General features: G+C 39.6%; 19 protein-coding genes. 2 read left to right on the forward strand and 17 right to left on the reverse strand.

Annotated elements, in window-relative coordinates:
- Positions 1-66: 66 nt before the first annotated feature.
- On the forward strand, positions 67-1203 hold the full coding sequence (locus BLQ05_RS08335) for a hypothetical protein (RefSeq protein WP_143000925.1): 1137 nt from the start codon (positions 67-69) through the stop codon (positions 1201-1203).
- Between the two features lie 329 nt (positions 1204-1532).
- Here BLQ05_RS08335 and BLQ05_RS08345 read toward each other — a convergent pair whose 3' ends face one another.
- A complete protein-coding gene (locus BLQ05_RS08345) occupies positions 1533-3422 on the reverse strand; it encodes a DUF349 domain-containing protein (protein ID WP_023576993.1) in 1890 nt (629 codons plus the stop codon).
- A gap of 548 nt (positions 3423-3970) precedes the next feature.
- On the opposite strand from BLQ05_RS08345, the gene BLQ05_RS08350 reads away from it, so the two are divergent.
- Positions 3971-5506, forward strand: coding sequence for a SulP family inorganic anion transporter (locus BLQ05_RS08350; protein WP_023576992.1), 1536 nt, complete (start codon positions 3971-3973; stop codon positions 5504-5506).
- A 37-nt stretch (positions 5507-5543) separates the two neighbouring features.
- Here the strand turns inward: BLQ05_RS08350 and BLQ05_RS08355 are convergent, their stop codons facing one another.
- The 16 genes from BLQ05_RS08355 to BLQ05_RS08435 all read right to left on the reverse strand — a co-directional run bounded on the left by BLQ05_RS08355 (position 5544) and on the right by BLQ05_RS08435 (position 21630).
- A complete protein-coding gene (locus BLQ05_RS08355) occupies positions 5544-6308 on the reverse strand; it encodes a shikimate dehydrogenase family protein (protein ID WP_023576991.1) in 765 nt (254 codons plus the stop codon).
- Between the two features lie 115 nt (positions 6309-6423).
- A complete protein-coding gene (locus BLQ05_RS08360; RefSeq protein ID WP_023576990.1) occupies positions 6424-7827 on the reverse strand; it encodes a tetratricopeptide repeat protein in 1404 nt (467 codons plus the stop codon).
- A gap of 100 nt (positions 7828-7927) precedes the next feature.
- On the reverse strand, positions 7928-9115 hold the full coding sequence (locus tag BLQ05_RS08365; protein ID WP_023576989.1) for an aspartate aminotransferase family protein: 1188 nt from the start codon (positions 9113-9115) through the stop codon (positions 7928-7930).
- Positions 9116-9190: 75 nt separating this feature from the next.
- Positions 9191-10840, reverse strand: a complete 1650-nt coding sequence (locus BLQ05_RS08370) for an OstA-like protein (protein WP_023576988.1) — start codon at positions 10838-10840, stop codon at positions 9191-9193.
- Between the two features lie 287 nt (positions 10841-11127).
- Complete coding sequence (locus BLQ05_RS08380) at positions 11128-12399, reverse strand: adenylosuccinate synthase (RefSeq protein ID WP_023576987.1); 1272 nt, start codon at positions 12397-12399, stop codon at positions 11128-11130.
- 54 nt (positions 12400-12453) lie between these two features.
- On the reverse strand, positions 12454-12894 hold the full coding sequence (locus BLQ05_RS08385) for a Fur family transcriptional regulator (protein ID WP_023576986.1): 441 nt from the start codon (positions 12892-12894) through the stop codon (positions 12454-12456).
- Between the two features lie 62 nt (positions 12895-12956).
- The gene (locus tag BLQ05_RS08390; RefSeq protein WP_074460107.1) at positions 12957-13637 is read right to left on the reverse strand and encodes a hypothetical protein; all 681 of its coding nucleotides are present in this window, start codon (positions 13635-13637) and stop codon (positions 12957-12959) included.
- 3 nt (positions 13638-13640) lie between these two features.
- Complete coding sequence (locus tag BLQ05_RS08395; protein ID WP_023576984.1) at positions 13641-15860, reverse strand: RelA/SpoT family protein; 2220 nt, start codon at positions 15858-15860, stop codon at positions 13641-13643.
- 337 nt (positions 15861-16197) lie between these two features.
- Positions 16198-16905 carry an aromatic aminobenezylarsenical efflux permease ArsG family transporter gene (locus BLQ05_RS08400; protein WP_023576983.1) on the reverse strand — a complete coding sequence of 236 codons (708 nt, stop codon included), beginning with the start codon at positions 16903-16905 and terminating at the stop codon, positions 16198-16200.
- Positions 16905-17369 (reverse strand): nitrophenyl compound nitroreductase subunit ArsF family protein, encoded by a 465-nt coding sequence (locus tag BLQ05_RS08405; protein WP_051365767.1) that lies wholly within the window; start codon positions 17367-17369, stop codon positions 16905-16907. The genes BLQ05_RS08400 and BLQ05_RS08405 overlap by 1 nt, the downstream gene beginning before the upstream one ends.
- 12 nt (positions 17370-17381) lie before the next feature.
- Positions 17382-17840 (reverse strand): DinB family protein, encoded by a 459-nt coding sequence (locus tag BLQ05_RS08410; protein WP_023576982.1) that lies wholly within the window; start codon positions 17838-17840, stop codon positions 17382-17384.
- A 2-nt stretch (positions 17841-17842) separates the two neighbouring features.
- A complete protein-coding gene (locus BLQ05_RS08415; protein ID WP_023576981.1) occupies positions 17843-18820 on the reverse strand; it encodes a permease in 978 nt (325 codons plus the stop codon).
- A 15-nt stretch (positions 18821-18835) separates the two neighbouring features.
- The gene (locus BLQ05_RS08420) at positions 18836-19222 is read right to left on the reverse strand and encodes a rhodanese-like domain-containing protein (RefSeq protein WP_023576980.1); all 387 of its coding nucleotides are present in this window, start codon (positions 19220-19222) and stop codon (positions 18836-18838) included.
- A gap of 7 nt (positions 19223-19229) precedes the next feature.
- Positions 19230-19463: a thioredoxin family protein gene (locus BLQ05_RS08425; protein ID WP_023576979.1), complete on the reverse strand. Its 234-nt coding sequence runs from the start codon at positions 19461-19463 to the stop codon at positions 19230-19232.
- A 58-nt stretch (positions 19464-19521) separates the two neighbouring features.
- Complete coding sequence (locus BLQ05_RS08430; protein WP_023576978.1) at positions 19522-19824, reverse strand: ArsR/SmtB family transcription factor; 303 nt, start codon at positions 19822-19824, stop codon at positions 19522-19524.
- Positions 19825-20085: 261 nt separating this feature from the next.
- Complete coding sequence (locus tag BLQ05_RS08435; RefSeq protein WP_023576976.1) at positions 20086-21630, reverse strand: serine hydrolase; 1545 nt, start codon at positions 21628-21630, stop codon at positions 20086-20088.
- Positions 21631-21679 lie beyond the last annotated feature (49 nt).

The following is a 21679-nucleotide window of genomic DNA, read 5'->3' on the forward strand; positions in this document are numbered from 1 at the left end:
TAACCATTAAGTCATATAAGTATCATAGGCTCTTATATGATTTATATGGTAAATAAATTAAAAAAAATGAAAAAAATTACCTTGCTGTTTTTGTTGTTTGTAAACAGTATCATTGCCCAAAAAACAGTTAAAGTAACCGAACAAACTATTAAAATCAAGCCAAATACTTCAGAAGAGTTACTTTTTGGTTTTACCGAAGGCGATCGTATCGTATTCTCCTTTTCGGAAGAAGACGGAAAGAGACTAAGCGAAGTTTCCGTTGCGGAATACCCGGATAACACGAAATTTAAAGTACTGGATACCAAAAAAGTGAAGAAAGAAGAAATTGTTGTGATTCACAAATCGGCTTACCAATTCCAATTCAAAAATAACAGTACGGAAGCGCTAACGGTTTCGGTTTTAATCCAGCGTATTCCTCCGGGTGAAGCAGCTGCCAATTTCAACACAGCTGTAAAATGGGTGACAGAACAGGATACAACCTGGAATTCATTGACTAAGGAGGTTGTTGTAGGATACGATACGCTTCAGGTACAGAAAACCCGAAAAGTGGTGACTTACGAAAAGAAATACGAGGAAATGGTTTTGGATAAAAACCAGCGTGTGAATGCCAAAACGACTTTTGATTCCAGTACCTCCAGTGTGTTTTTTACCTTACCGAAGAATACGATTACCGAAAACGAAACCAAAAAAGTGGTGGCTTGGGCGTATTGGGTAGGTGTAGGGAAGGAAAGTAACGAGTATTGGCAACAAAACCGTAAAATGATTGTAGGTGCCGTTCAGGGAGCCACTACGCTTTTTACCACACCTTTAGGTGGAATTGCGGCAGGAGCGATTACCAATCTGGTATTACCTGCCAATGGGGAAGACGTGGAATATGCGTTGGTGAATGAAGAAAATAAAAAACTGTTCCTAGAGGAAAAACCAGTGAAATCCTTCGATTTCGGAAAAGGGGTGGCCACTTTTAAAAAGTTTACCGAAAATCACCTGCTTCAGGGACGTTATTTCGTAATGATGAAAAATGACAATTATGTACAACCCATTGATGTCAACATTAAGGTTTCTGCGATACTGGAGCACAAGAAGTTTAAGGAGGAAACGTATATGGACAAACAAATCACACCGAAATATGGTAAGAAGATAGTTTCGGAACCGACGATTACAACCCGAAAGTTTCCTGCTACTTTTGATTACAAAAGAAAGTAATGATATTCATGCTTATTGTTATCGTCACAATTTTACAATTCAGTTTGTATTTTATATTGGATAGATATAAGTATTACAGAATCAAGTGGGTAGTTTTTATTTTAATTGTGTTTTGTAACCTTGTTTTTTTTCCGGACATTTTTATTCAGAAATTCCGAGAAGAAGAAGGAGGTACTATACGGTGTGGACTACCGGTCATGGCAATACATTTGGCTTTTTGGATTTTCGGAAACGGGGCTTCCGTTTTTACGCACATTGTTTACCGTTTTATAAAAATTAAAAACCGCGAATAACATAAGTTGTTCGCGGTTTTTTATTGTTTTTCCTGTCTACTCCTGTTTCAGACTTCGAATCTGTTTCAGTTTGTCTTTCCAGGTTTTCAATTCCTCTTTGTGACGGTCGATGCTTTTCTGCACTTCTTTCACAAACGGATTTTCGCCCTTGCTTTTTGCACTGGTAATGAATTGAATGTTGTTCTCCAATTGGATGATTTCACCTTGCATTTCGTCAATCTTACGCATGATGAAAATCTGTTCGTTTTGCAGTTGTCTTTCATCGCCTTCGGCCAATTGTCCCAATCGGTTGCTGAATTTTGCCATTTCGGCATCTTTCTTCGACAAACTCAATTTGTCAAACAACGCATCCAGAATCTTATTGAACTTTCCTTCGATATGACGACGGGCGTGTGGCACTTTTCCAAACGATTTCCATGTTTCGATATGTTTCTTGATGGCATCCAGATCGGTTTTGTGTTCGCCGGTTAACTGGAATTCTTTCAGAGTTTCCAAATACTCTTTTTTCTTATCGAATGCTTCCACTTCTTCACCACTGGCTTCGTTGCGTTTTTCGTGCATTCTGTCAAAATAGTGGTTGCAGGCATCTTTAAAATCCTTCCAGACACTATCCGAATATTTTCTCGGTACATGTCCGATTTTCTTCCACTCTTCCTGAATCTGTTTCATGATTGGTGTCGTAGCATTAAAATCGTCGCTTTCCTGCAATGATTTTGCTTTTTCCACCAAAGCCAGTTTCTTATTCAGATTGTCCTGCTGGTCCTTCTTAATGTCTTTGTAAAAGGCATTTTTCTGAGCGTTGAAGTTACGAACCGCTTCTTTAAAAGCAGCCCAGGTTTCTTCATTCACTTCAAGAGGCACTTTTCCGGCCTGCATGAATGCAGTTCGTAAGGCTTCAATCTTTTCAATCTGACCCTGCCACGCGCTGTGCACCGTTATTTTTTCATTGGCCACCGCTTCAATCATGGCGATGATTTCTTTTTTCTTCGCTAAGTTCTCCACTTCAAACTCTCTTGCTTTAGCAAATAAAACTTCGCGTTTGTCATGTAATTGCTTGGTCAGTTCACTGAAACGGTTCCACAATTCCTCACGGTGTTCGCGGGAAACCGGTCCGATTTCTTCTTTCCATATTTTATGTAACGATTGCAATTCGCGGAACGCTTTGGCAACATCTTCTTCGTTGACCAATTCTTCCACACGGGAAATAATTTTCGACTTTAATTCATAATTGTGTTTAAAGTCAAGGTCACGCGCCTCACGGTCCAAATGCAAATGATCGTAAAAACGCTCGATGTGGAAATGGAAGTTATTCCAAACGTGGTTGTATTTGTCACGCGGAATCGGTCCTGCATTTTTCCATCGCTCGCGCAAATCGTTCACATCTTTCAACATTTCCTGCATGTTCTCGCCGGAATTGTCAATCAGGTTTTTCAGTTCTTCAATAATGGCAGTACGAACATCCAAATTGTGTTTCAGATTGTTCTGCATCTGCTTGAAATGCTGATTTTTTTGGTCTCTATATTGATTGTAAATCGAATCAAATTTGTGTTTCAGCGGAAAATGGTAATCGAAACCGCTGGTATCACCGTTGTTCTGGTGACTGTATTCGTCGCGTTTCTCATCAATAAAATGATGGTACTTCACCATGAACTCTTTTTTGATTTCTTCCACATGGTTGCGGATCGCCATCATTTTTTCGTTGGAAACCAGTTTGTTCAGTTCATCGGTTAGCTCGTCCATTGACATCGCTTCATAATGCAGCATCGGAATATCGTGACCTTCGCTGATGCTTTCGTCTTCGCTTTCCTCCGCGTTGGAGCTTTCAATGGCTTCTATGGCCGATTGGTTTTCCTGAACAGTTTCCTCTTGTGTAATCTGTGCCTGTCCGTCTGCCACTGGCAGGTTATCATTCTTTTCTTCTAACATTGTAAGTAATGCTTAAGTTTAACAAAATTGAGCCGAAAGATACTAAAGCAGCCCGATAATTCAAAGCAAAACCGGTTAAATAAACCGATTTTTCAGATTAAATGTTAATAAAATCGATTAGGAGCGGATGGTCCCGATAGCTATCGGGAGGGATTTTTGGTTTCCGTGTTCCTGCTTTCGCCTTTATCTTGTTATTGCGAGCTTGCAAAGCAATCTCTCCATAACAAGATATCGGCTTAATCAGGGCTATGAGAGGAGGGTTTTATCTTTTTGAAGGCGAAATATCAAAGTGTTTGATTGTTAGTTTGTTACGTGGGATTGTCAGCAGGCTGTATTTGGTTTTAAAAGGGAACATTTTGTTTTTAGGACTTAAAAAACTACTTTTGCCGCATTCTTATGGGAAAACAAACTGCTATACATACTGTTAAAGTTACGCCGCATTGATTTATAACCTTTAAATCAGCGGATTATTCCATCCAACTTATCGAACATTTTACTCGATGCTTTTAGCTATGGTTGAAAGTGTCCTCAATCTTTTATTTTAAAACATGAAAAATATAATTAATCTCTTTAATTTATCGCAAAAGGTAGATTATAAAATTGAAATTCTGGCCGGTTTAACGGTGGCCATGACCATGATTCCCGAATCTTTGTCGTTTGCAATTTTGGCCGGATTTCCACCTTTGGTAGGGCTTTACGGTGCTTTCATTATGGGAATCGTTACAGCGATTTTCGGAGGAAGACCCGGACTGATTTCCGGAGGAGCAGGAGCAACGGTTATCGTTTTGATTGCTTTAATGAAATCACACGGATTAGAATATGTGTTCGGAGCTGTTGCTTTGGCGGGGATTATTCAGATTGTGGTTGGACTTTTAAAATTAGGGAAGTTTATTCGTCTGGTACCGCAATCGGTTATGTATGGGTTTGTGAACGGATTGGCGATTGTCATCTTCATGTCGCAACTCGAACAGTTTAAAACAGTGGTAAACGGCCAAACAATGTGGTTGAGCGGAACGCCACTATTAGTAATGGCGGGTTTGGTGGTCTTAACCATTGCTCTTGTAGTGGTGTTGCCCAAAATCACTAAAGCGATTCCTGCTTCTTTGGTGGCTATTCTGGTAGTGTTTTCCGTGGTGCTGATTTTTAATATTGATACGAAACAGGTTCAGGATATCGCCTCGGTGAGTGGCTCTTTACCGCCATTTCATATTCCGGATTTTCCTTTTACGCTTGAAACACTGCAAATTATTTTCCCCTATGCTTTAGTGATGGCTGCAGTTGGTTTAACGGAGGGACTGCTGACGCTGAACCTGGTAGATGAAATTACGGCAACGAAGGGAAACAGCAACAGGGAATGTCTGGCGCAGGGAAGTGCCAATATCCTAAACGGGTTCTTTTTCGGAATGGGTGGCTGTCCGATGATTGCGCAAACATTGGTGAATCTGTCTGCCGGTTCAAGAGCCCGACTTTCGGGGATTGTTGCGGCATTAACCATTTTATTGATTATTCTGATTGGAGCTCCCGTAATAGGGAAATTGCCGTTAGCAGCTCTAACCGGAGTAATGATTATGGTGGCCATCGGTACGTTTGAATGGGCGAGTTTGAAAATCATTAACCGTATGCCAAAATCTGATATTATTGTTATGGTCATCGTGATGCTGATTACTGTTTTTCTTCATAACCTTGCGTTGGCGGTGTTAGTGGGCGTAATTGTTTCGGCGTTGGTATTTGCCTGGGATAATGCCAAAAGAATCCGTGCCAGAAAGTATGTCGATGAAAACGGAGTGAAACATTATGAAATATACGGACCGTTGTTTTTTGGTTCGGTTACGGCATTTGCAGAGAAATTCGATGTGCTGAACGATCCCGCTGAAGTTATCATTGATTTTAAGGAAAGCCGTGTTGCTGATATGTCGGCCATTGAAGCCCTGAATGCTTTAACGGAAAGGTACCACAAAGTTGGAAAGAAGGTGCATTTGCGTTACCTGAGTCAGGATTGCATCAGTTTGCTTAAAAATGCCGAAGCGATTATCGATGTCAATATCATGGAAGATCCAACGTATAAAATCGTTACCAATGAATAAATAATACAAAAGGTTTTCAATTTGAAAGCCTTTTGTATTATTTATTCCAGATTTCCCAGGCTTTTTCCGCCTGAAAAACCAGCATATCATACCCGTTTTTGGTTTTCGCTCCTCTTTCTTTCGCCAAGCGTAAAAATTTGGTTTCTTCCGGGTTGTAGATTAAATCGAAAGCAATATGGTTTTCGGTAAACAGGGAATAATCCAAAGGCGGACAATCATCAACATCCGGAAAAGTGCCAACCGGCGTGGTGTTGATGATGATTTGATATTCACTGAAAACCTCCTTCGTCAATTCGTGATACGATAACTGATATTCCGAAGGGTTTCTCGATACAAAATCATAATCGATATTGAGTTTTCGTAACGCATACGCCACCGCTTTACTTGCGCCACCCGTTCCCAGTATCAGTGCTCTTTGATGCTGTTTTTGGAGTAAGGATTTCAATGCTTTTTTGAAACCGTAAAAATCGGTATTATAGCCTTTTAAGGTGCCGTCTTTGGATATCTTAATGGTGTTTACCGCGCCAATTATTTTTGCGTTCTTGGATAATTTCGTCAGCAACGGAATCACGGATTCTTTATACGGAATGGTAACGTTCAGACCTTTCAGGTTCTTTGTCTCTGCAATGATTTTTGGAAATTCTTCGATGGTGTCCACATCAAAATTCGTATACGAATAATGCGTGAAGTTGATTTTTTCAAATTTCTCCGTAAAGTACTTTTTGGAAAACGAATAACTGATATTCTTTCCCAGTAACCCGAATTTTTTCTTTTTAGGCTTTTTCGTTTTCTTCGATTTCATTTGCTGTAAGGATAATGGAAGGAATCTTGTTCAGACGCGCCGGTTTATAAAAATTATGGTCAGTTATTGAAATAACTGACCATAAAGGTAATAGTAAAATGTGGTATTTGATTTACTATTCGTCTGCTTTTTTATGTTTATCAATGGAATTCTGAACAATTTTTCGGGTCCAGATTACTGGAAATAATTCTTCCAGCAATGATCTGTTTTCAAAGTTCAACCGCAAACCGTTGCTCAAATGGAATTTACCTTTCACATCGTCCTGCAGCATGAAGTACAATCCGGCCAAGCGGTATTCCACTTGGTATTCTTCCGGAAAATATTCGGCAGCCTGTAACAACGTTTGAACCGCGCTTTCAAATTCGCCTAGGAACTGTAAAATGTCTACCCAGAATAACCAGGTGTCTAATTCATAATCGCCATATTCCACCGCTTTTCGGAATCCGTATTCGGCTTCTTCAAAAAAGTTCAGCGCTTTATTGATGGTCGCATAGCGTTTCCAGTACAATTTGTTTTCGTTGTCGATTCCCAAGGCTTTATTGGCATAATACAAGGCTTTCTGGAAATTCTTCTGACGGATGTAAAAATCGGTAATCGCTATCCAGGCCTTATCCAATAACGGATCTTCGTGAACGGTTTTTAAAAAGAATTGTAAGGCCAATTCGGTATTGCCTAATTTTTCGTGACATTTCCCCACGCGCAATAAGGCAAACGAAGTCGCATCGTCCAATTCCATGGTAACGGTGTAACAGTCAATCGCTTCCTGATATTTTTTTAGTTTCTCCAGTGCTTTTGCTTTTTCAAGATAAGCGCCTAAGAAATTTTCGTCAATCAGGGTGGCATAATCGAAAGCACGAACTGCCTGATCATAATCCTTAATCGTGTAATATTGGCGTCCTAACTGATGCCAGGCCACTTCACTGTACGGATTTCTGTCGATAAAACTGTTCAGGAACAAAATCGCTTCGTTGTTCTGGTCTAAGAAATCAAAACAATACACCACGTTGTACAAAGCGGAATGGTCTTCCAAATCCTCGTCCAGGCATTTGATGAAGTTTTCTTTCGCTTTTTCCAGATCGTCCATGAATAAATACTCCATTCCGATAAGAGAATACACATCAGCGTAATCATCGGTATATTTCAGGGCGTATTTTAATAATTCAACGGCTTTTTCATGTTCGTCTCTTTTCGAGTGAATGTTTGCCTTCTGAATGTAAATTTCTTCGTTGGTAGGTTCGATGGCGTACAACTCGTTCAGCATTCTTTCTGCTATATCGAGTTTGTCTTCAAACACTAACAGTTCTACTTGAACCAACTTCAAACCGGTTGATTTGGGGTGTTGTTCTAAGCCTAATTTTAAAGCCTTTTTGGCTAAGTTTATTCTCCCCGTGTCGAGATAATGAAGAATAATGTCTTCAAACTCTTCAGAGTCAAAGAAGAATACCTTGTTGGTTTTCAACATGGATTCAAACTTCGATAAGGATAAACTGTTTTCCTCTTCCTCGTTACTCAAATACATACTCCACTTGTTTAAAATTATCCTTATTAAAATTACTAAAGGTTTTAGGCCTTTTGTTGATGAACGTCTTTATGTTGTAAACAATATTATTAACAATTTATTACAACTCGGACATCACCTCATTCATCGCTTCAAGAATGATGCCACAACCTTCTTCAATCTCTTGGTTGGAAAGGGTTAGGGGCGGAGTGATGCGGATGGCGCACCCTTCAAACAACAGCCAGAATAGAATGAGTCCTTTATCCTGACATTTGAAAATTACTTTGTTGGTGATTTCAGGACTTTCTGTCATTGCAGCCAGCATTAAACCCTCACCGCGTATCTCTGTAATTAACGGATGCACCAGTAATTTACGAATTAATTGCTCCTTTTCCAAGGCCTGAGGCATTAAATCGGTCTCAAGGAGTTCTTTTAACGTTGCCAGACACGCTGCGGCAATTACGGGATGTCCTCCAAAGGTGGTAATGTGTCCCAGTTTCGGATCGTGACTCAGTAAATCCATGTATTCCGATTTGGCCATGAAAGCACCAACTGGCATTCCGCCGCCCATGCCTTTGCCCATCACAACAACATCGGGAACCATATCGTAATTCTGGAATCCGAAGAGTTTTCCGGTACGGCCAAATCCGGGTTGGATTTCGTCTAAGATCAATAAAGCGCCCACTTCGTCGCAACGCTGGCGTACTTTTTTAAGAAAATCGTTATGAGGTTGGATAAAACCGGCACCACCCTGAATGGTTTCCAGGATGATTCCGGCCGTTTTTTCGGTTATTTTGAGTAAATCTTCTTCGTTGTTGAACGTGATGAAATCCACATCGGGAATCAACGGGCGGAAGATCTGTTTGCGTTCTTCAAATCCCATTACACTCATCGAACCCATAGTGTTCCCGTGATAGGCGTTATGACACGAGATAAGCTGACTTCTTCCGGTCACACGACGGGCTAATTTTAAAGCACCTTCTGTGGCTTCGGTACCTGAGTTTACCAAATAGACTTTGTCTAACGGCGCTGGGGTATTTTCGGCTAAAAGTTTACATAATTCCACCGCCGGATCCTGTGCGTATTCGCCGTATACCATTACGTGGGCGTATTTGTCCAATTGGTTTACAATAGCTTCACGCACACGCGGATGCTGATGTCCAAGCGTACACGCGGAAACGCCCGCTACAAAATCTAAATAGGCTTTTCCGTTAGTATCGTAGATGTAGGAGCCTTTGGCGTGGGAAACTTCCATTCCTAAAGGGTAAGGGGAAGTTTGTGCCTGGTATTTATAGAAATCTTTTAACATGGTGGTAGATATTCGTGTATTCTGTAATTGGGTTATTTGTAATCTGTTCACTGACCACTGAATGCTGTCAACTGATTATTTCTTCTTCTTTTTAGCTGGAGCTGGTTTCTTAACCGGCTTGCCATATTCCAGCGTTTCTTTCTTAATCTCCATAGGTTTTTCGTCTGCAATAGCATCTTTTTTACTCTGAAGCTGTGCCTTTTCGTCAAGGGCTAATTCTTCAGCAGGAAAGATGTCTTCCAGTCGTTTTATTTCTTCGTCGCCACGCCAAACGAATCCTCGAAGTTTACGCGCGTTTTCCGGGAACTCGGCTTCAGGATAGATTTGTCCTTCGGCATTTATCAATTTGGTTACGGTTTGGATTTGATTGTTTTCCAACTCCAGATGAATGTTACTGCAAACGCCTTTATCGATGCCTACCAACTCATTTTTGTCGTTGTACATGTAGTAAATCATTTCGGCATTTTTTACCATGTCTACTTCATAGAGTTTGTTGTCGCGGAACTTCCCGTATAAATGCTGTCCTTTTACCTGATTGTAGCCATTGCCGATAGTATCTTTCTGAACGATAAAGGCATTGTTCATCACTTTCAGGGAATCCATTTTTTCGGTTTTGTTGTTGCCGATAAGATGCATGATGTCGCCTGTTAATTGGCTTTTCTGACTCCATAGAACGGGTTTCCCGATAAGTTGGGTCAGTCCTTTTTGCTGGTCGGAATGAATCGAGTCGCATTTTCCACTCATATCCGACTTGAAAATACGGGCGTTATTGAATCCGCGTACAATGCGTTCACTTTGCTTTCCGGTAACCAATATGCGTTTTGCGTGGATATAAACAGAATCGTTTTCAACAAAAGTCGCAATCAGGGCCTTTTTGGAAATAAACATCGAGTCTTTCGCTTTGTACATCTCGGCATAATGACCTCTAACCACCATCCTGTTTATGGAATCGGTTATTTTTACGTTATTGGTGGCGGTTGAAAAATCGTTTTTCCGATCGTAAAATATCTTATCGCCCTTTATCTTTCGGTTTTCATAAGTAATGGTTGAGTTTTTCGACAGATTCGAGGTGTGATTTTTGGTATCGTAAAAGCCGTTTTCGGTGTAAATCACATTTTCTTTACTCGTAATTGTGGATGGTCCGAAAACATACGCATGCCCCGAATTGTCATAGAAATCCAAATGATTGGTTTTGATGGTGCATTCCGGATTGGTAACCGTAACAGCTGTTTTAAACTGGTATTTTTTTTCGTTCAGAAAATAACGTCCCGATTTGCTTCGCAAGGTGTTTTCGTTATTGATAATGGTTCCGTAGGTATTGTAATAAGCCTGTTGGATGCTTCTGTCGAAATTAATGGTGTCTGTGGTTAAGGTGGATTCCGGTGAACGTAAAACCACATCGCCGGTTGCAAAAGCGAACTTCTGATTTCCGTTGTATTCGGCATATTTGCTGGTCATCGTAATGGAGTCACCCTGATTCAAGCGGACATTCCCAAAGGCTTTCACGTAGTTTTCATCTTTAAAATGATAAGCTTTGTTACAATTGATAATTACGCCGTCGTGTTCCACCTGAACATTTCCTGTAAAGAGGATTGCGCCGGGGATTTCGGTTTGATTCATGTCAATGAAATCCGAATTGATGATTCTGATGACTTTCTTTTCCTGTGCCAATGAGGTAAAACCAATGAAAAGAACACTTATGATGAATAGAAAATAGTTTTTCAATGTCTGAAATTTTGTCCAAATTTAAGTAAAATCTGTGAAAGCCGATTTTTATTAAGAATTATTTGTGTATGTGGGCAGAAGGCAGAAGGCAGAAGGCAGAAGGCAGAAGGCAGAAGGCAGAAGGCAGAAGGCAGAAGGCAGAAGGCAGAAGGCAGAAGGCAGAAGGCAGAAGTATAAGTGTTATCCACTATCCTTCACAAAACTTTGTGTGTCTCTGTGGGGCTTTGTGCCTCTTCGCGAAATAACTATCAAAAAAAAAACGCCTTCCGAAGAAAGCGTTTTTCATATTATTTAAGAATCGTCTGAGTTCTGTCCGGTCCAACTGAGACCACTTTGATAGGCACTTCGACTTCTTTTTCAATAAATTCGATGTATTCTTTTAATTCCACCGGTAATTCGTCGTATTTGGTCATTCCGGTTAAATCGGCTTGCCATCCTTTTTTCTCAATGAAAATCGGAGTAACGTTTTCTTCTTCAATGTTGTACGGTAAGTGAGAAATAACTTCTCCTTTGTATTTGTAACCTGTACACACCTTAAGCGTGTCAAAACCGGAAAGTACGTCGCCTTTCATCATGAACAATTGCGTAACGCCATTTACCTGAACGGCATATTTCAACGCTACCAAATCCAACCAGCCGCAACGTCTTGGACGTCCTGTTACGGCTCCGAATTCGTTACCTACTCTGGCCATGGTCTGACCATCTTCGTCGAACAATTCCGTTGGGAAAGGTCCGCTACCTACACGGGTGGTGTATGCTTTGAAAATCCCGAAAACGTCTTTTACTTTGTTAGGCGCAATTCCCAAACCGGTACAAGCTCCCGCAGCTGTTGTATTAGACGATGTTACGAAAGGATACGTTCCGAAATCGATGTCCAATAACGAACCCTGAGCACCTTCTGCAAGAATTGATTTTCCTGCTTTCATCGCATTGTTCAGGTATTCTTCACTGTCAATGAATTGCAATGTCTTTAAAACTTCAACAGCTTCAAAGAATTCCGCTTCCATTTCCTGTAAATTGTATTGCATATCAACATCATAGAATGCAATCATCGCCTCATGTTTGTCGGCTAATGCTCTGTAACGTTCTTTAAAATCACCTAATTCGATATCCCCCACACGGATTCCGTTTCTTCCGGTTTTGTCCATATACGTTGGGCCAATTCCTTTTAAAGTTGAACCGATTTTCGCTTTTCCTTTAGAAGCTTCCGAAGCAGCGTCCAATAAACGATGTGTTGGTAAAATTAAGTGTGCTTTTCTGGAAATCAGTAATTTTGATTTCACATCCATGTTGAATTTTTCAAGACCTTCCAGTTCTTTCTGGAAAACCACCGGATCAATTACCACGCCGTTTCCGATGATGTTAATCGCCGTTTTATGGAAAATCCCCGAAGGAATGGTTCTTAAAACGTGTTTGATTCCGTCAAATTCTAAGGTGTGTCCGGCGTTTGGTCCGCCTTGAAAACGAGCAATAATGTCGTATTTTGAAGTAAGTACGTCAACGATTTTTCCTTTGCCTTCGTCGCCCCACTGTAAGCCTAGCAGTAAATCTACTGTCATTGTGTTGTGTTGTTATAGTTGTTGTTTATTTTTGATAGTCAATCCGACTTTCGTTTACTCCTGTTTTTTTGTAGCGTAAAAGTAAAGCGAATGGTTGTGAATGTTCACTCCGAAAATTTCTTCGATGGTTTGTTTTATCGTTTGGATTCTCGGGTCACAAAATTCGATTACTTCGCCGGTGTCGCTCATAATGATGTGATCGTGCTGTTTGTCAAAATAGGATTTTTCATAATGCGCCTGATTTTGTCCAAACTGATGACGTCTCACCAAACCGCATTCCAATAACAATTCTATCGTGTTGTAAAGTGTTGCTCTACTTACGCGATAGTTCTTGTTTTTCATTTTAATATATAAGGATTCGATGTCAAAGTGCTCCTGACTATCGTATATCTCCTGAAGAATAGCATAGCGCTCCGGCGTTTTACGATGCCCTTTTTCTTCAAGGTATTTTGTGAATACACTTTTTACAATCTCCTGATTCTTATTATTATCCATTTGGGTTTGCTATGAAAGACCCGCAAAGGTAAGTTTAATTTTTCTGAAGTGAAAGTTTAATTTTATTGTGTTTTGAAAATTGAATTCCATATTTCAGGTTTCAGATGTCCGGCAATTGAGTCAGCGGTGGTTTCTCCGTTGTATATCAAAGTGGTGCCGTCGTATTTGGTTATTGAGAAGGAGCCACAAACTGTTGGGTTTCGAAAAATATTCTCTCTGATGTTATTGTTTTTATCTGAAAAGAAATATTCGTTTTCGTATTGAAGGCTGTCAGAAAGGGTGATGCCTTTTTCGTATAAAACAAGGAAAACGGTGTTAGGGTATGTTTTTTCGATATAAACTTTAAATGGATCGTGATATTCTTTCTTTCTTTTTATCAATTCACTATTTATGTTGTTGGAATACCAATCCGAGCAAACATCATCTTTATAGTTGTAATAAATTATGAATGTAGTTGATTCTGAAAATGTTTTCCCTGTTAGATCTTCAATTTTTTTTCTGAAATCAGCAAAATTGATTTTGTATGCACTGTATCTTGGGGCATTGTATTGATAAACCCTTCCGCTGTCGGCAGTTATTCTAAAGGCCATAGCATTATTGGGGTATTTTTCTGCCAAAGTCATGAAATTCGAACTTGTCTTTTGTCCGTACGGGTCTAATTTATATTTGACACTTCGACTCTGTGCTGAAACACATGAACATGTGAATAAAGCACTGAATAGTAAAACAATTTGTTTAATCATGAATTAAATATTGTTTACACGCGTTACTTTATCCACGCCGTCAATTTTTCGGATGTTGTCCATCAGTTTTTTCAGAATTACATTGTTCTGAACCACTACCGTTACCTGACCGTTAAACAGTCCTGCTTCACCACTCAAGGAAATACTCTGAATGTTTACGTTCATTTGGTTGGAAATTACTTTGGTCAGTTCGTTGGTTAAACCAAGTGTGTCCATTCCGGTAATTTTCAGGGTGGCTTTGAATTCTTCCTGGGAAGAGTCAATCCATTTGGCCTGAATGATACGGTAGGCGAAATTCGACTGTAAACTGATGGCGTTCGGACAGTCTTTTCGGTGCACTTTAATCCCTTCGGTAATGGTTACGAATCCGAAAACATCATCGCCGGGAATTGGGTTGCAACACGTAGATAATTTGTAATCCAGTTTGTCCTGTTCCGCACCAAAAACCAATAAATCGTAGTTTTTGCTGAGTTCGTTTTTATGAATGTGTTCCGGTTGCGCCGATGGGGAACGCTTTATTGTTTTCTTGAAGAAATTCACCAATGAATTGCTTTTCTGCGCGGCAAAGTCTTTTAATTGCTGGTTGTCGATGGTTCCCAATCCGGCACGGTAAAACAAATCCAGACTGGTTTGCAGTTTGAAGAAGTTTACCAATTCGTTAACGGTTTGCTCGTTAAGCGCTACTTTTAAATGGCGTAATTTTCGGGTTAGGATTTCTTTTCCGTCTTCGGCAATTTTTTTGGTACTCTCGTTGAGTACGTTCTTGATTTTATTTTTGGCTCTGGCTGTAGTAACATAATCCAACCAATGCGCTGTTGGTTTCTGATTCGCCGATGTGATGATTTCCACCTGATCGCCACTGTTTAGCACATGGTTCAGCGGTACCAGTTTTCCGTTTACTCTGGTGCCTCGCGTTTTTACACCGATTTCCGAGTGGATGCTGAACGCGAAATCCAGTGAGGTAGCACCTTTAGGTAACGATTTGATTTCCCCTTTTGGTGTAAAGACATAAATTTCTTTGGCATACAGATTTAGTTTGAAATCCTCGACAAAATCTACGGCATTGGTTTCTGAATTTTCCAGTGCTTCTTTCAGTTGGTTCAACCAAACATCCAGACTGTTTTCTTCAGACGCGCCTTGTTTGTATTTGTAATGTGCTGCGTAACCTTTTTCGGCGATTTCATCCATGCGTTCGCTTCGCACCTGAATTTCCACCCAGCGCCCTTTCGGCCCCATAACGGTAATGTGTAAGGCTTCGTATCCGGTTGATTTCGGCGAAGAAATCCAGTCGCGCAAACGACTCGGACTCGGGCGATAATGATCGGTTACTATCGAATAAATCTTCCAGGCCAGGAATTTTTCGTCGTGCGGATTGGATTTGTAGATGATTCTCAGGGCAAATTTGTCGTATACTTCGTCAAAAGTAACCCCTTGAGCGAGCATTTTTCTTCGGATGGAATACACCGATTTCGGTCGGCCTTTCATCGTATATTCAATATGTTCTTCGTCTAGGGAATTTTTAAGGACATCGGCAATCGATTTGATGTATGCCTGTTGTTCTTCCTTACTCTCCTTCATTTTACTTACGATATCGTTGTAAACGGCAGGTTCGGTATATTTCAACCCTAAATCTTCCAGTTGGGTTTTGATATTGTAAAGTCCCAAACGATGGGCTAGGGGAGCGTAAATATATAAGGTTTCCGATGCGATTTTAGCCTGTTTGTAATCGACCATGCTTTCCATGGTTTGCATGTTATGCAGACGGTCGGCGATTTTGATAAGGATTACACGAACATCATCATTGAGTGTCAACAGCATTTTGCGGAAATTTTCCGCCTGCATTGAGATTTCCTGATCCGTTTTTACTTTGGCGATTTTGGTTAAACCGTCAACAATACGGGCAATTTTCGGGTTGAACATCTTTTCGATGTCTTCCACGGTAATGTCCGTATCTTCCACCACATCGTGCATCAAAGCAGCAGCAATGGAAGTCGCACCCAAACCAATTTCTCCGGCTACAATTTTAGCAACGGCAATTGGGTGAAAAATATAGGCTTCGCCCGATTTTCGGCGTTGGTCTTTATGTGCATCAACAGCCACATCAAACGCTTTTCGGATGAGTTTTTTATCGTCTTCGGAAAGGGTCTGATAACTAATACGGAGCAGTTCTTTATATTCTTTGGCAATAGCTTTGTTTTCAGCTTCTAAATCAATCTCTATCATGGTATTTCATTCAGTACTTAAAAATAAGGTAAAGAAATGAAGTTTGCAAACAGATTGCCGTTTTATATGAAAAAAGCGTTCTTTTTATAAGTTTTTCATTATGGTTCTGTTAAGAGCGTCAAATGTTGGTTTTTATTTTAAATAGATTTTGGAGAGCTGTACGAATTATAAAAGAATAAATTAATAAGAAGAAGATTTTAAGGGGAACTTCGTTTTTTTTAAAACCATCACAGGAATCGCTGTTGAAGAAGTTTATAGATTCCTGTTATGTTGGTCATGATTTTTAGAAGACTGCTATATTGTTTTCGGCTATTAAATCAATCGGATGGCTTGTTCATTATATTACTTTGAGGTATATTAAAATGTAGTATAACCCTGTTCCTACAAAAAGTAATCCTGCAATACCTCTCATAATCTTTTCGACTTTGGTTATGGCATTAAAGTATTTGCCCACTTTTTGCATGCTGAAAGCGATTAGAAAAGTAAAAAACAATACCAAGGAACCGGCACCAAGCGCATAGAAGAACGGTAGGGTGAAACCAACACTGCTTTTAATACTCATTGGAATTAAAATACCAAAATACATTGCGCCGCTGTAGGGACAAAATGCCATTGCAAATAATGCGCCCAACAAGAAAGAACCCAATAGTCCCTTATCCTTAAATTTATCCTGAACTTTTTCGGTAAAATTGGATTTTCCTAAAAAATGGAGTTTAATCACGTTTAGCATTATTAAACCAATGACAACCATAATCGGCCCAATGAATTTTTCGCCATTGCCTTGAAAAAATTTAGCCACATGGAATTTGCTTGCGCCAAAAATAATAATCAACGCGATGCTCGTATAGGTTAATGCTAACCCCAATGTATAAAGAAAACCGCTTAACAAGACTTTTTTCTTTCCTGTTAGTGTTTTGGAAATATAGGCGGTTGCCGTAATGTTAGTGGCCAACGGGCACGGACTGATAGCTGTAAGTATGCCTAAAAGTAAAGCGCCTAAAAGAGGCATGTTGCTGCTTTCAAATAGTTGGGTAACCGTCTCCATTATTTAAGCGCTGTTTGGATTTTTGTTCTTAACTGTGGAATGTATTCTTCGGCATCATTGGCTTTATCAAAAGCGAAGTCGCTCCAATCGGAAATATTGTCTTTACCGTTTGCAACATTATTAATCATTAACGCTGTTCCGGTTGCTTCAAACTTTTCGGCTAATTTTTCGTTTTTTTCGTCATCCACATCAATAACCTGATAAACAATCTTACCGGATTTCATTTCGTTTGCAAAATAATTGTCTAAAGTTGCTTTGGTGTTGGCTTTCATGTTTTTGCAGGTTTCACATTGTCTTGTTCCGTGAAAAGCATAAACTTCCAATCTGTTTTTTGATGTTGTAGTTTTTTCTGTACCTGTTGGTGTAAAGCCTTCTTTTGGACTTTTGAAATTTTCATCTTTAGAATTGCAGGAAAACAATATGGAAGTCGCCACAATTGTAAGTAATAAACCTATTTTTTTCATCGTAAGTAATCTTTAAAATGTTCCGTATTTATTTATTATGGCCAATTGACCTGCATGATAAGCGGTGTGAGAAACGATTCGGCCAAATGCTTCTGCTTTGGTTTTGGCGCCAAATTCATTTGTAGTGATCGTGGTTTCCCAATCGGCATCCGTTTGTTTTTCCACAATCGATTTTAAAGCATCAAAGGAGTAGGTTACATATTCTTTTAATTCCTGAAGATTAGTCCATTCGCCCGTATCGTGTTTTGCGATTACTGTTTTGGCCACTACTTTCACATCTGTTGCACCGAATACGTTTTTGGTGAAAAGCAATTCCACATCGCCTATATGACGAATAAGAAAGCCGACACTATTAACGGAAGGTGCTAATTTTTTAAGTAAATCTTGTTCGGTTATATTTTCTGTTTGATTGGTAAACCGCGTTCTGGCTTCGAGCCACAGTTCTAAAAAAAGTTGTGTTTTGGTTTTCATGATTATAAAATTAAATTAAAAATGTAACCTGATAGAATAATACATAGTGTTACTACTCCGAAAAATATCGCTAACATTTTTCCCGTCATTACTTTTTTCAGAAGCATCGCTTCGGGAAATGATAATGCCACAACTGCCATAGAGAAAGCCACCGCGGTACCTAATGGAATGCCTTTCTGAACCAAAACCTCCATGATAGGCAATATGCCTGCTGTATTGGTATACATGGGAACACCAAGTAAAACGGCAATGGGCACTGCCAGAGGATTGTCTTTACTGATGTACTGTTCAAAAAAATCAGTAGGTATGAAACCGTGCATTAACCCACCAATTGCAACGCCAACCACTATATAGACCGACACACCTTTTACAATACTCATTGCTTCTGAAAATATTACAGGGAATCGTTGTATCAATGATGTTTTTTCTGCTTCAAATTCAATATTTGCTTTTTGTTTGTTTTCAATGATTTGTTTAACCCATGGCGTTAGCATTTTTTCTAATTTCATTTTACCTAAAATAAATCCAGCTATCATGGAAATTATAATGCCGCTGACTACATAGATTACTGTTGCTTTCATACCAAACATTCCTAAAAATAGGGCAACCGTAACAGCATCGACTAAAGGCGATGAAATAAGAAAAGCCAGAGTAACACCAAGCGGAATTCCACCTTGCACGAATCCTATAAATAAAGGTACCGAACTACAGGAACAAAAGGGCGTAACCGTTCCGAAGAAGGAAGCGAAAAAATAGTCCAATCCGTACCATTTTCTTTTTTGTAAGGCATAACGAACTTTATCAATCGGAAAGTAAGAATTGATAATGCCCATTAAGATGCTCATGAAAAACAGTAAAATAAATATCTTAATGGTGTCAAACACAAAAAAATTCAAGGCATCCGCAAAATGATTTCCTTTTGCCAATCCAAATAGGGTGTAGGTAAGCCAATCGGCAAAGTTCTGTGTCCAATCAAACATGATTTGCTAATTTAGTTAACAACAACTTGAAGAAGAACAACATCCTCCATCATTTCCTAAAACAGAAGCGGTATCGCCTTTAGTTGAAAACCCTTTTTGAACCCAGCGAATGATACCGTATTGCATGTTCACCACGTTTTCATAGCCATGATTAACCAGGAAACCTGCCGCCCGTAAACTGCGTCCGCCACTTTTGCATGCCATTACCACTTTTTTGTCTTTTGGAATTTCGTTAAAACGTTCTTCAAATTCTGATAAGGGAATATGCAATAAGTTAGGAACATCATAAGCTAATTGTGCCACTTCCTCTTTTTCGCGAACATCTACCAATACAGCGCCTTCTTTTATCCATTCCTGAGTTGTAGTCGGACAAATTTCTTTCACCAGTGTTTGATTTTCCATAATCTTATTATTTTAAAAGGTCTTTGATTTCGTCTATTTGAGCGATTCTGCCTTTAATCTTAATTTGCTCGTCAATAACCAAAACCGGAGTGGTTAAGACATTGTATTTCATCATTTCTTCGATGTCTTCCACTTTAGTGATTTCGGCATCAATGCCTAATTGTTTTACCGCTTCTTCTACATTGTGAAACATCGTTTTGCATTTAGGACAACCCGGCCCGAGTACTTTAATTGTTTTCATTGTATTGCTTTTTATGGTATGTTTTATTCGTATTATTACGAATGTTTTTTATGTTTTTTTACTTTAACAGATTGCCCAATAAATATTTTGCTAAGGCCCAATTTTCTCTGTTGATACAATATTTAACCGTTGGTGGTGTGATAGTTCCCTGAATTAACCCCGCATCCTTTAACTCGTTTAAATGCTGGGATAAAGTGGATTTGGCAATAGGCAACTCTTCTGCCATATCACCATGATAACAGCAAGACTGCGAGTTTAGCAATTCCAAAATAGCTACTCTCACCGGATGGCCCAATGCTTTTGCAAAACGAGCGGTATCTACTTGGGTGTTAGTAAAATAGTTTTCTTTGACTGTTTTCATTGTATTTTTACTTTCTGTTCGTAAAATTACGAATACTATTTTTAGTAAAACATGAAAAATACATTTTTTTAACTGTAACTACTGTTGCGATAAAAAGGAGTTTTATCTTTTATAGGTATTTTGTCGAAGGATTTGAATACATCCGAGAAACCTTTTGACATAGAAGGGTTTTAGTGATAACAGGTTTACGGTATCACATATAGTGCGGTAAACCGTTGCTTTAAATAAAAAAAAGCGCTCTTTTTAGGAACGCTTTAGGCTTTATTTGATTCGGTTGATATCCAAATCCTGAAAATCATAACTGAAATCGGTCAGGGGAGAAATCGGTTTCATTTTAATGTTGGTCACATAACCCAAGTTGTCGTAAGTGATGTACATGAAAGCATCGGCATGGAAATACCGGTTGAACCACTTAACCGCAAAAGTGTTGTCTTTGTAAAATGAAATTTCTCCGGTTAATTGCGGCGAACGTTTTGCCGAGAAAATCAGTTTGCCTTTCTTTTCACTGATGGTAATTTCACCCAACCAATTGTCTTTGTAGGTTCCGATCAGTTTTGCAGGGTCAATCTTCAGTTTTTTATCCGATTTGTTTTTTGCCACAGTCGCCCAAACTTCGTCCGTCACTTTATCGGCTTCGGTTTCCGTGGCTTTCATCTGTTGGCTGTATTTGGTCACGTAATCTTCGTAAGGAATATTCAGATAACTGTTTTTAATCGTATTCGAAATGGCGTTAAAAGCAGCTCCCGATTGCTGGTTGGTCAAAACCACAATACCCAATTGCAATTCCGGAATCATAATCGTCTGTGTAACAATGCCTTCCAGACCTCCTGTGTGCGAAATCTGAAGTTTCCCTTTGATATCCTGTAACTGCCAGCCCAAACCGTAGGCTTTGAATAGCGTGTTGTAAGGAGGAGTTGTGCGGTTGGGAAGTATGGTTTGCGGCGTCCACATTTCAGCATGTTGTTTACTGCTGAACAATTGTTGGTTCGTGCCGTATTTTCCTTTGTTCATTTGTACAATCATCCATTTGCTGATGTCGTTTACACTCGAGTAAATTCCGCCCGCAGCATCCATGACTCTACTTTTATAACGGGTGATGACTTTTAGTTTTCCGTCAATCGGAACATGGGGAACGATAGTGTTGGTGGTATCTTTCAAACGCGACCAGGTTCCGACACTATTTTCCATTCCGATAGGTTTCATGATGCGGTTTTCCACAAATTCCGCCCACGATTGTTTGCTGATACGCTCCACCACTTCTCCGGCAATCACATAGAGTAAATTGTCGTAATCGTATTTCGTTCGGAAACCCGAAACCGGTTTTAAATACTGAATGTTATTGATAATGTCTTTCGGAGTAAAATCGTGTCCATCGGGCCAAATCATTAAGTCACCGGCACCCAAACCCAATCCGCTTCGGTGCGTCAATAAATCCCTGATGGTGAATTCGTTGGTCACATAATCGTTGTACATTTTGAATTCGGGAATGAATTTGATAACCTTATCATCCCAATTCAGTTTGCCTTCATCAACCAAAATAGCTAATGCCGAGGCGGTAAAAGCCTTACTGTTGGACGCGATTCCGAATAACGTGTTTTCATCCACTTTTTGTTTGGTGATGATGGATTTTACACCATACCCTTTCGAATGAATCACTTTTCCGTCTTTTACAATGGCAACCGCTATACCCGGAACATCAAAAGCTTTTAATGTCTTTTCCACCAGCTCATCCACTTGCGGAGCCGTCATTTGTGCCGAAACACAAAAACCAATTAAAAGTGTTACTAATGATAATTTATATTTCATATTCGTGGTTTTTTATTGTTGCTTTCTTTTCCCTTTTCCCTTTTCCCTT

It is taken from the genome of Flavobacterium saliperosum, assembly GCF_900100625.1.
Lineage (GTDB): Bacteria > Bacteroidota > Bacteroidia > Flavobacteriales > Flavobacteriaceae > Flavobacterium > Flavobacterium saliperosum.

What these genes read in the sequence shown, in the direction of transcription:
- BLQ05_RS08345 (WP_023576993.1), bottom strand. Translation starts at nt 3,422, where the DNA reads ATGTTAGAAGAAAAGAATGATAACCTGCCAGTGGCAGACGGACAGGCA.
- BLQ05_RS08350 (WP_023576992.1), top strand. Translation starts at nt 3,971, where the DNA reads ATGAAAAATATAATTAATCTCTTTAATTTATCGCAAAAGGTAGATTAT.
- BLQ05_RS08405 (WP_051365767.1), bottom strand. Translation starts at nt 17,369, where the DNA reads ATGAAAAAAATAGGTTTATTACTTACAATTGTGGCGACTTCCATATTG.
- BLQ05_RS08390 (WP_074460107.1), bottom strand. Translation starts at nt 13,637, where the DNA reads ATGATTAAACAAATTGTTTTACTATTCAGTGCTTTATTCACATGTTCA.
- BLQ05_RS08335 (WP_143000925.1), top strand. Translation starts at nt 67, where the DNA reads ATGAAAAAAATTACCTTGCTGTTTTTGTTGTTTGTAAACAGTATCATT.
- BLQ05_RS08360 (WP_023576990.1), bottom strand. Translation starts at nt 7,827, where the DNA reads ATGTATTTGAGTAACGAGGAAGAGGAAAACAGTTTATCCTTATCGAAG.
- BLQ05_RS08435 (WP_023576976.1), bottom strand. Translation starts at nt 21,630, where the DNA reads ATGAAATATAAATTATCATTAGTAACACTTTTAATTGGTTTTTGTGTT.
- BLQ05_RS08395 (WP_023576984.1), bottom strand. Translation starts at nt 15,860, where the DNA reads ATGATAGAGATTGATTTAGAAGCTGAAAACAAAGCTATTGCCAAAGAA.
- BLQ05_RS08380 (WP_023576987.1), bottom strand. Translation starts at nt 12,399, where the DNA reads ATGACAGTAGATTTACTGCTAGGCTTACAGTGGGGCGACGAAGGCAAA.
- BLQ05_RS08365 (WP_023576989.1), bottom strand. Translation starts at nt 9,115, where the DNA reads ATGTTAAAAGATTTCTATAAATACCAGGCACAAACTTCCCCTTACCCT.
- BLQ05_RS08355 (WP_023576991.1), bottom strand. Translation starts at nt 6,308, where the DNA reads ATGAAATCGAAGAAAACGAAAAAGCCTAAAAAGAAAAAATTCGGGTTA.
- BLQ05_RS08430 (WP_023576978.1), bottom strand. Translation starts at nt 19,824, where the DNA reads ATGAAAACAGTCAAAGAAAACTATTTTACTAACACCCAAGTAGATACC.
- BLQ05_RS08400 (WP_023576983.1), bottom strand. Translation starts at nt 16,905, where the DNA reads ATGGAGACGGTTACCCAACTATTTGAAAGCAGCAACATGCCTCTTTTA.
- BLQ05_RS08420 (WP_023576980.1), bottom strand. Translation starts at nt 19,222, where the DNA reads ATGGAAAATCAAACACTGGTGAAAGAAATTTGTCCGACTACAACTCAG.
- BLQ05_RS08425 (WP_023576979.1), bottom strand. Translation starts at nt 19,463, where the DNA reads ATGAAAACAATTAAAGTACTCGGGCCGGGTTGTCCTAAATGCAAAACG.
- BLQ05_RS08410 (WP_023576982.1), bottom strand. Translation starts at nt 17,840, where the DNA reads ATGAAAACCAAAACACAACTTTTTTTAGAACTGTGGCTCGAAGCCAGA.
- BLQ05_RS08385 (WP_023576986.1), bottom strand. Translation starts at nt 12,894, where the DNA reads ATGGATAATAATAAGAATCAGGAGATTGTAAAAAGTGTATTCACAAAA.
- BLQ05_RS08415 (WP_023576981.1), bottom strand. Translation starts at nt 18,820, where the DNA reads ATGTTTGATTGGACACAGAACTTTGCCGATTGGCTTACCTACACCCTA.